General features: G+C 72.6%; 3 protein-coding genes. 2 read left to right on the forward strand and 1 reads right to left on the reverse strand.

Features of this window, described 5'->3' with window-relative positions; translation table 11 throughout:
* Both ADL29_RS04105 and ADL29_RS04110 read left to right on the forward strand, forming a co-directional pair.
* A partial coding sequence (locus ADL29_RS04105; RefSeq protein WP_157878381.1) for an MFS transporter occupies positions 1-618 on the forward strand: 618 nt, incomplete at its 5' end.
* Positions 619-629: 11 nt separating this feature from the next.
* Positions 630-1,655 (forward strand): TolB family protein, encoded by a 1,026-nt coding sequence (locus ADL29_RS04110; RefSeq protein WP_053922401.1) that lies wholly within the window; start codon positions 630-632, stop codon positions 1,653-1,655.
* Between the two features lie 135 nt (positions 1,656-1,790).
* On the opposite strand, the gene ADL29_RS45940 is transcribed toward ADL29_RS04110, so the two are convergent.
* Positions 1,791-2,285 (reverse strand): pentapeptide repeat-containing protein, encoded by a 495-nt coding sequence (locus ADL29_RS45940; RefSeq protein WP_053922402.1) that lies wholly within the window; start codon positions 2,283-2,285, stop codon positions 1,791-1,793.
* Positions 2,286-2,544 lie beyond the last annotated feature (259 nt).

The raw sequence follows: 2,544 nt of genomic DNA on the forward strand, positions 1-2,544 counted from the left end.
CTGCTGCGCCGTCCCGGGCTGCGCCGGCTCACCCTGTGCGCCGCCCTGCTCGGGCTCACCACCGTGAGCGACTCCTTCCTCTACCTGCTGCTCCAGCGCGAACTGCGGCTGCCCGCCCACCTGTTCCCGCTGCTGCCCCTCGGCACCGCCGCCGTGTTCCTGCTGCTCGCCGTCCCGCTGGGCGCGCTCGCCGACCGTATCGGCCGCCGCCGGCTCTTCCTGGCCGGTCACGGCGTCCTGCTTCTCGGCTACGGGCTGGTGCTCTCCCCGCTGCGCGGTGCCCCGGTCGTGGTCGCCGTCCTGGTGCTGCACGGCACCTTCTACGCAGCCACCGACGGGGTGCTCGCGGCGGCCACCGCCGCGGCCGTTCCGCCGGAGCACCAGGGCGCCGGCCAGGCACTGGTGGGCACCGGCCAGGCACTGGCCCGGTTCCTGTGCTCGCTCGCCTTCGGCGCCGCCTGGAGCCTGTGGGGCGGCCGGAACGCGCTGTCGGTCACCACCGCCGCGCTGGCCGTCAGCGCCGTGGTGGCCTCGATCGTCCTCCGCACCGCCGACGAGCAACGGCCGGCCACTCCCCCACCGGCCGCTCACCCGGATGACCCCCATCACGCGCAGTGAGGAGTACCCGTATGACGCGAACCGCCCGCCTGACGATCCTCCTGATCGCCGTCCTCCTCCTGGGGACGGCCGGCGCCGCCGCGGTGCTGCGCGCCGCCGACCGGTCCGGCCGACGGGACCAGGAACAGGCGGGCGGCCCGCCCGTCCGGACCGGCACGGTCTCGCTCCGGCCGCCCCCCGGCGGCCGTCAGCTGCTGGTCCGCAACCTCGCCTGGGGCCCGCACCGCGACGAGATCGCCACCGTGGCCGCCGACCGGCCGAACGGGCCGCGAACCGTGTCCGGCGTCAAATGCCTGCGCTTCCACGCGGCCGCCGGCACCGGCATCTGCCTGCAGGCCGAGCACCAGGCGCTGCAGGACACCTACCGGGCCGTCGTCCTCGACGCCCACCTGCGCGAACGGCACCGCTTCCCGGCCGCCGGGATCCCCACCCGCGCCCGGGTCTCACCGTCCGGCCACCTCGTCGCCTGGACCGTCTTCGTCAGCGGAGACTCCTATGCGGGCACCAAGTTCTCCACCCGCACCGCCATCGTGGACACCCGCACCTGGGCGATCGACGACAACCTCGAGTCCTTCGCCGTCACCAAGGACGGCCGCCCGTACCGCGCCTCCGACATCAACATCTGGGGCGTCACCTTCGCCGACGACACCCGCTTCTACGCCACCCTGGCAACCGGCGGCCAGACCTACCTCGTGCAGGGCGACGTCGCCGCCCGCTCCCTGACCACCTTGCACCGCAACGTCGAATGCCCGTCCCTCTCCCCCGACGGCACCCGCCTCGCCTACAAGAAACGCGTCCCCCACGCCTCCCCCGACGCCCCCTGGCGGCTGTACGTCCTCGATCTGCGCAGCATGAAGGAGACCCGCACCGCCGAACGGCGCAACATCGACGACCAGGCCCTGTGGTCCGACAACTCCACGCTGGTCTACTCCCTCCCCGGCGACTACGGCTCGGACCTGTGGACCGTACCGGCGGATGGCAGCGGAACGGCGCGGCGGATGATGGTCTCGGCCCTCGCACCCGCCTATCCGCGCTGATACGCCGAGCTCAACACCGTGGTGGACCGAGCGTCCTTACCGCTTGCTCGTCATGAGGCTCAAGGCCCCTGGGAACGCCCGGTGTTGGGCAGACATGGCACTCCGCTAGCCGCGAAGTGCCATGCCCGGCAGGCATCAGCCCTTGCACACCGCGTTGTCCCGGCAGCCAAGCTTGGCACCGCCGAGCCTGGCACCGCTGAGGTAGGCGCCGGAAAGGTTGGTGTGGGTGAGATCGGCCTGGGTGAGATCGGCTTCGACGAGGAGGCCGCCGGAGAGGTCGGCACCGGAGAGGTCGGCGCCCTGGAGGTCGGCACCGGAGAGGTTGGCGCCGCGGAGGTCGGCGCCGGACAGGTCGGCGCGGCGGAGGTCGCCGTGGTAGAAGTCGGCGCCGGAGAGGGCCGGCCTGACGCCCGGATGCGCCTTGCGCCAGTTGTTCCACTCCCCCACGCTGCGCTTGAGCATGGCGATGTGGTCGGCGTTGGCCGGTGGCTGTGTGGCGGCCCGGGGCGGAGAGGTGGGTGCGCTGCTCAGGGTGGCTGCGGCGCTCAGGGCGGGGGTGCCCAGCATGCAGGCGGCCGCAGCCAGACCGACGGCTACGGCCCGGAGACCAGCGGGGCGACGGGTGCGCATAGCTCAACCTTTCTGACGGTGGATCGCAGACGGTTAAATAGGATCACAGTCTGCTGCCACTCTCTCGCCGGAGCCGACCGCCGTTGCTCCGCTGAGTGCGCCGCCGACCGGTCCCCACCCGGAGACCACAGCGCACCCCTCCAGACGATCGACGCCCCATCCCGTCCTCCCATCCCATTCCCCCATCCCGTCACCCCATCCCGTCACCAACCCATCGAACAGGCCTGGTCGAAGGCCCACCCACCACCCACCGCCCACC

The sequence above is a fragment of the Streptomyces chattanoogensis genome, from assembly GCF_001294335.1.
Classification (GTDB): domain Bacteria; phylum Actinomycetota; class Actinomycetes; order Streptomycetales; family Streptomycetaceae; genus Streptomyces; species Streptomyces chattanoogensis.